The sequence below is a fragment of the Vibrio splendidus genome (genome assembly GCF_001557875.1).
GTDB lineage: Bacteria > Pseudomonadota > Gammaproteobacteria > Enterobacterales > Vibrionaceae > Vibrio > Vibrio splendidus_F.
In genome coordinates this window covers 172917-179519 of record NZ_LNRF01000010.1, presented here as the reverse complement: position 1 = coordinate 179519, position 6603 = coordinate 172917, and the positions used below count along the sequence as shown (strand labels likewise).

5 protein-coding genes and 5 tRNA genes are annotated in these 6603 nt (G+C 43.7%); 9 read left to right on the top strand and 1 reads right to left on the bottom strand.

The window, feature by feature from the left end:
* The first annotated feature begins 16 nt into the window (after positions 1–16).
* The 6 genes from ATB74_RS19730 (at position 17) to ATB74_RS19705 (ending at position 1831) form a co-directional block, all read left to right on the top strand.
* Positions 17–101, top strand: a tRNA-Leu gene (locus tag ATB74_RS19730).
* A gap of 30 nt (positions 102–131) precedes the next feature.
* Positions 132–206 (top strand) — tRNA-Gln (locus tag ATB74_RS19725).
* Between the two features lie 68 nt (positions 207–274).
* Positions 275–359, top strand: a tRNA-Leu gene (locus tag ATB74_RS19720).
* 50 nt (positions 360–409) lie between these two features.
* Positions 410–486, top strand: a tRNA-Met gene (locus ATB74_RS19715).
* A gap of 55 nt (positions 487–541) precedes the next feature.
* Positions 542–626, top strand: a tRNA-Leu gene (locus ATB74_RS19710).
* 158 nt (positions 627–784) lie between these two features.
* On the top strand, positions 785–1831 hold the full coding sequence (locus tag ATB74_RS19705; protein WP_061019517.1) for a lactonase family protein: 1047 nt from the start codon (positions 785–787) through the stop codon (positions 1829–1831).
* 69 nt (positions 1832–1900) lie between these two features.
* Here the strand turns inward: ATB74_RS19705 and ATB74_RS19700 are convergent, their stop codons facing one another.
* On the bottom strand, positions 1901–3076 hold the full coding sequence (locus ATB74_RS19700; protein WP_061019516.1) for a 2-octaprenyl-3-methyl-6-methoxy-1,4-benzoquinol hydroxylase: 1176 nt from the start codon (positions 3074–3076) through the stop codon (positions 1901–1903).
* Positions 3077–3384: 308 nt separating this feature from the next.
* Between ATB74_RS19700 and miaB the strand changes: the two genes are divergently transcribed.
* The 3 genes from miaB (at position 3385) to ybeY (ending at position 6555) form a co-directional block, all read left to right on the top strand.
* Positions 3385–4809 carry a tRNA (N6-isopentenyl adenosine(37)-C2)-methylthiotransferase MiaB gene (miaB, locus tag ATB74_RS19695; protein ID WP_060983373.1) on the top strand — a complete coding sequence of 475 codons (1425 nt, stop codon included), beginning with the start codon at positions 3385–3387 and terminating at the stop codon, positions 4807–4809.
* Positions 4810–4971: 162 nt separating this feature from the next.
* Positions 4972–6093 carry a PhoH family protein gene (locus tag ATB74_RS19690; protein ID WP_060983372.1) on the top strand — a complete coding sequence of 374 codons (1122 nt, stop codon included), beginning with the start codon at positions 4972–4974 and terminating at the stop codon, positions 6091–6093.
* Entirely contained in the window at positions 6094–6555 is a 462-nt protein-coding gene (ybeY, locus tag ATB74_RS19685; protein ID WP_061019515.1) for an rRNA maturation RNase YbeY, read from the top strand.
* Positions 6556–6603: the final 48 nt, after the last annotated feature.

The window sequence follows — 6603 nt, the reverse complement described above, 5'->3', positions numbered from 1 at the left end:
ACTATAAAGATTTGCTGCGGTCGTGGCGGAATTGGTAGACGCACCAGATTTAGGTTCTGGCGCCGAGAGGTGTGAGAGTTCAAGTCTCTCCGACCGCACCATTATTTAGATATCTTAAGTGATATCATTGTTGGGCTATCGCCAAGCGGTAAGGCACTGGCTTTTGATGCCAGCATTCCCTGGTTCGAATCCAGGTAGCCCAGCCATTACAACGTTACTTAGACAAACCATAAGTCTTCTTAACTATACTCTTCGCTAGAGTAAAAGCTTTGCTGCGGTCGTGGCGGAATTGGTAGACGCACCAGATTTAGGTTCTGGCGCCGAGAGGTGTGAGAGTTCAAGTCTCTCCGACCGCACCATTATTTCTCTTTCATTAGAGAACAAATAGTGAATCTATTAGATTTATTATGGCTACTTAGCTCAGTTGGTTAGAGCACATCACTCATAATGATGGGGTCGCAGGTTCAAATCCCGCAGTAGCCACCACTTATACAACGTCTTATTGAAGCACCAATATTCGATATGACTATAAAGATTTGCTGCGGTCGTGGCGGAATTGGTAGACGCACCAGATTTAGGTTCTGGCGCCGAGAGGTGTGAGAGTTCAAGTCTCTCCGACCGCACCATCATTGAATAGAACCCAGCTTTTTAGCTGGGTTTTGTTTTATCTGGAATATGTAAATCTGCTAGCCAAGTCACCAAGTATTCTCTTCTATAACCTCACTTTTAATACGATTTTATAAGACAATGTCAGCTCCATTTTCTAATTGAGTATGACTAGCCTATGAAAACCCTCCCCTTAACGATCGGTTGCTACACGGATACGCCAAGCAAAAGCCAAGGTGTTTATCAAACTCAGTTAGAACTAGAAACAGGACAACTATTACCTCTAGAGCTGATCATCAAATGTATTAACCCCTCTTTTGTTACTGTAACAAAGACTGGGATCTATACTGCATCGGAAGTTGACCAGCAAAAACAGCCCCAGCTCATTCATATACCTAATGTTGATTCACATATAATGTCCAATGCAAGCCTCATCTCGGGAGATCACCCCTGTCACGTCGCGATAGATCCACACAATAAGTTTGCTATCACGTCGCAGTACTCATCAGGCACATTCGATATTTTTAGCTTAAGTATCAATGGCAGCATCGATAAGCGACTCAAAACAATCAAGATGGTTGGTTCCGGGCCGAACAAAGAGAGACAAACTAGCCCACACGCCCATCAATGTCTGTTCTTACAAAACTCACCACAGTTTGTGACAGTCGATCTCGGCACCGATCGCATCAACTTCTATTGCTTTGATGAAGAGCAAGAAGAGTTCCTTGATGAGCCAATGCAGTCTATTAAAGTGCCAGCCGGCAATGGACCTCGCCATTTAATCTTTAACAAAGCTGAAGACAGAGCTTATGTGGTCTGTGAACTCTCTGAAACATTACTGATTTTGGAAAAGGTTTTAGGCATTTGGAATGTAGTGGAAGAGGTTGATGCATTAGCTAATATGGAGAAGGGAGAAGCCGCAGCAGCAATTAAGCTATCACCTGATGAGCAATTCCTTTATGTATCTTGTCGACACCAATCTATGATCAGTTGCTTCAGAATCGATCCTACAACGAAAATGCCTATTTTTATTGATAGCTATAATACTGAAGGCAGCTTCCCTCGTGATTTTCATATTACTGACTGCGGACGATGGCTTATCGCAGCAAACCAACACTCCAACAACATCACCTCATTCAAGCGAGATAATGAGGATGGGTCTTTGGTTTATACAGGATTCTCTTTAGAGATCGACGCACCGGTTTGCGTTACACAGCAGTTATAACATTCAACACCATACAAAAAAGGAGAGCATCTGCTCTCCTTCTCTATATAGATAATCTGAACCAATAAATTAAAGACCTAAGGCGTATTTCAATACTTGAGTTTTAATCGGCCCAGAGTTCTCTGCGAGTTTTAGCGCAGCATTACGTACAAACTTGAGCGGACCAATGTCGTTGCTGAATGTCTTGTAGAAGAAATCCATGCCACTCTGCATCATTAGGTTGTCGCCTCTTCTCATCACTTCATAGCGTCTTGCTACAGACTGATTCAATTCACCCTTTTCTTTGGTGGCATCCAACAGTACTGATACATCTTTGAAGCCTAAGTTAACACCCTGCCCAGCCAACGGGTTAATCGTATGCGCAGAATCCCCAACTAAAATACAGTTATTCTTCGAATATGATTGAGCATGACGTCGTGTCAGAGGAAAAGAACCCGAATTCAAGACTTTGATATCACCTAACTCTTTAGGAAAGTGAGTAAGTACTTCGTTACGTAGTTTTTCAGGGGTCATTGCTGACAGTTGCTTAATACGCAGCGGAGAGTCATACCAAACCAACGATCCCTGCCCGACTTCTTGATCGTCAGAGGTTAGAGAACACAAAGGCAAAAATGAACGAGGGCCACTTGGTAGAAATTGCTGCCAAGTAATATCTTGCTGAGGCTGTTCTGTTTCTACGTTGATAAGCATACAGTGTTGTCGATAATCCCAAGCCGTAATGCCAATTCCAGCTTGTTGACGAACGGCTGAATTCGCACCATCAGCACCAACCACCCACTTCGCGGATAGCTCCCCCCCTGATTGAAGCTTAACGATATTGGTTTCACCAAACTCAATCTCATCGAGCTTTTCTGGGCATAACAGTTCGAGATTGTCGTAGGCATCAAATTGAGACCATAAACCTAATTGAATGAGTCTGTTCTCAACGATATAGCCCAAACGAGGAAGGTCCAGTGATGCAGCATCAAACCGAGTACGACACTCTGGGTGCTCCCACGTCTCTAATCGCTTATAAGAACAAACTCGCATTGCTGCAATACTTTGCCATGCACCAAGATCTTCAAGCAGATCGACCGATGCTTGAGAAATCGCTGACACACGAATGTCCATCGCTTGCGACTCATCAAAAGCTTGTGGAGCAAAACCTTCGATCACCGCAACACTCAGACCTTGCTTTGCAAAACCGATTGCTGTTGCTGCACCAACCATGCCGCCACCGACTACTACAATATCGTAACTGTTCATATTTTGTACTTATCAGTTTGATTCTTTGACTGTTTTTGATTGTACTTTTTCATAACTAACTTGTAACCAAAAACCTTATTCGAAAAAAGGGTTATCCCTTATGGCATATGGCGTTAACGATAATAAAAACCACTACATAAGAGATTTGTTCAGACTACTAGTCAGTCGGTTTTGAAACCAGTACAATACGCCGCTTGCCGCTAGAGCCTGCCATAAAATTGAATACCGAATTATGACAAACAGAGCTAGTGGATGAATAATGGGCGATTTGCTCCCTTAAATTAAACTAACGATCGAGCGAACATATAATGAGTAAGAAACTGCTAATTAAAACTTGGGGCTGTCAGATGAATGAATATGATTCATCAAAAATGGCCGACCTGCTTAACGCTGCAAATGGCTATGAGCTAACTGAAGTACCTGAGGAAGCAGACGTACTACTATTGAATACTTGTTCTATCCGTGAAAAAGCGCAAGAGAAAGTATTCCACCAGCTTGGTCGTTGGAAAACGCTGAAAGATAAAAAAGAAGGTGTGGTGATCGGTGTGGGTGGCTGTGTAGCGACTCAAGAAGGTGATCACATTCGTCAACGTGCACCTTACGTAGACGTTATCTTTGGCCCACAAACATTACACCGTCTGCCGGAGATGATTAAATCATCACTGTCTAACGAAAAGCCAGTAATGGACATCTCTTTCCCAGAAATCGAAAAGTTCGATAATCTGCCAGAGCCAAAAGCTGAAGGCGCGACGGCGTTCGTTTCTATCATGGAAGGTTGTTCTAAATACTGTACTTACTGCGTTGTACCATACACACGTGGTGAAGAAGTTAGCCGTCCAATGGATGATGTACTGTTCGAAGTTGCTCAACTTGCAGAGCAAGGCGTACGTGAAGTTAACCTACTGGGTCAGAACGTAAACGCATACCGCGGTCCAACACACGAAGGCGATATCTGTTCATTCGCAGAACTGCTTCGTCTTGTTGCTTCTATCGATGGTATCGACCGTATTCGTTTCACAACAAGCCACCCGCTTGAGTTTGGTGACGACATCATTGACGTTTACAAAGATACTCCTGAACTAGTGAGCTTCCTTCACCTGCCAGTACAAAGTGGTAGTGACCGTATTCTTACAATGATGAAGCGTCCACATACGGCTATCGAGTACAAGTCTATTATCCGTAAACTGCGTAAAGCTCGTCCTGACATTCAAATCAGTTCTGACTTTATTGTTGGTTTCCCTGGTGAGTCTAAACAAGACTTCCAAGATACAATGAAGCTAATTAAAGAAGTTGATTTCGATATGAGCTTCAGCTTTGTTTTCTCTCCTCGTCCAGGTACGCCAGCAGCAGATTACCCATGTGATGTACCAGCACAAGAGAAGAAAGATCGTCTGTACGAACTGCAACAAACGGTAAACACACAAGCTATGCGCTTCTCTCGTCTAATGTTAGGTACAGAGCAACGTATCCTTGTTGAAGGTCCATCAAGAAAGAACCTAATGGAACTTCGCGGCCGTACAGAAAACAGCCGTGTTGTGAACTTCGAAGGTTCTGCAGACCTAATCGGTCAGTTCGTAGATGTGAAGATCACTGAGGTTTACACCAACTCACTACGTGGTGAGCTAGTTCGTACAGAAAAAGACATGGGTCTACGCGTTGTTATGACTCCAGCAGAAATGATGGAAAAAACAAAACGTGAAGACGAGCTAGGTGTAGCAACATTTACGCCATAGGCATTACAACTGTTTGAGCACAAAGCGCAAACACAAAGCTTGAAATTACCTAACTAAGTGACCATCTTAGAAATAGGGATATCACCATCAGAAGCCCGGTCTAAATCGGGCTTTTTGCTCTTTTTTTATTTAAGAGTGAGTGGCACAAAATGAGAGGCTAATTTGAGCAATAAAATCGTTACCTTAGAGATAAATCTAGAGCCAGCAGACAACAAGCGCTTGGCAAGTTTATGCGGGCCATTCGACGACAACATCAAACATCTTGAGCGTCGTCTGGGCGTTGAGGTTAATTACCGTAGCAACTTTTTTACGATTGTCGGTAAGCCTCACACGACAGCCGCAGCTTTAGACATCATAAAACACCTCTATGTTGAAACGGCTCCAGTTAAAGGCAACATAATCGATATCGAACCAGAACAAGTGCATCTGGCGATCACCGAATCTGGCATTTTGGAGCAACACGTCGAGTCTGAAATCGACTACGGCAAAGAAGTGACCATTAAAACTAAAAAAGGCGTCATCAAACCTCGTACGCCAAACCAAGCACAATACCTAATGAACATGGTTACTCATGACATCACTTTTGGTATTGGGCCAGCCGGTACAGGTAAAACATACTTAGCCGTTGCTGCAGCAGTTGATGCACTTGAACGCCAAGAGGTTCGCCGAATCCTACTGACTCGCCCTGCTGTTGAAGCTGGTGAGAAGCTTGGTTTCCTACCGGGTGATTTAAGCCAAAAAGTAGACCCATATTTGCGTCCACTATACGATGCACTGTTTGAGATGCTTGGCTTTGAGCGAGTCGAGAAGCTGATTGAACGTAACGTGATTGAAGTTGCGCCACTGGCGTATATGCGTGGTCGTACGTTGAATGATGCGTTTATCATTCTTGATGAGAGCCAAAACACCACGGTAGAACAGATGAAGATGTTCTTAACCCGTATTGGTTTTAACTCACGCGCTGTGATCACGGGCGATATCACGCAAATCGATTTACCTCGTGGTGCAAAATCAGGTCTACGTCATGCGACAGAAGTTCTCAGTGAAGTAGATGACATTAGCTTTAATTTCTTCATGTCTGAAGACGTCGTTCGTCACCCTGTAGTTGCTCGTATCGTCAACGCCTACGAGAAATGGGAAGCGAAAGACCAGAAAGAGCGCAAAGAGTTTGAAAAGCGTAAACGTGAAGAGCGCGAAGCCAAACTTCTTGAGGCTCAGCAGGCCGTTACGACACAATTAGCAACACAAAATAGTTCTGCAATTGCAGAACAAGGTGATAAATAGATGTCTATTGAACTAGACCTGCAATTAGCGGTCGAAAATGAGCAAGGTCTTCCAACTGAGCAAGATATTCAGCTTTGGTTGGACAAGACCATTCCTCAGTTTCAAGAGAACGCCGAGTTGACGGTTCGTATCGTTGATATACAAGAAAGCCACCAGCTCAATCATGAATATCGTGGCAAAGACAAGCCAACTAACGTGTTGTCTTTTCCATTCGAGGCTCCTCCTGGGATCGAGTTAGATCTACTGGGCGACCTCATTATCTGCCGCCAAGTTGTCGAAAAAGAAGCAGAAGAGCAAAGTAAGCCTCTGCTAGCACACTGGGCTCATATGGTTGTACATGGCAGTCTGCATCTGCTAGGTTATGATCATATCGAAGATGATGAAGCTGAAGAGATGGAGTCACTCGAGACAGAAATCATGCAAACTATGGGGTTTGAAGACCCGTATATTCTAGAAAAGTAAATTGATTCTAGTAAAGTAGGTTGCAGAGAAACAATAACTCATCGAACC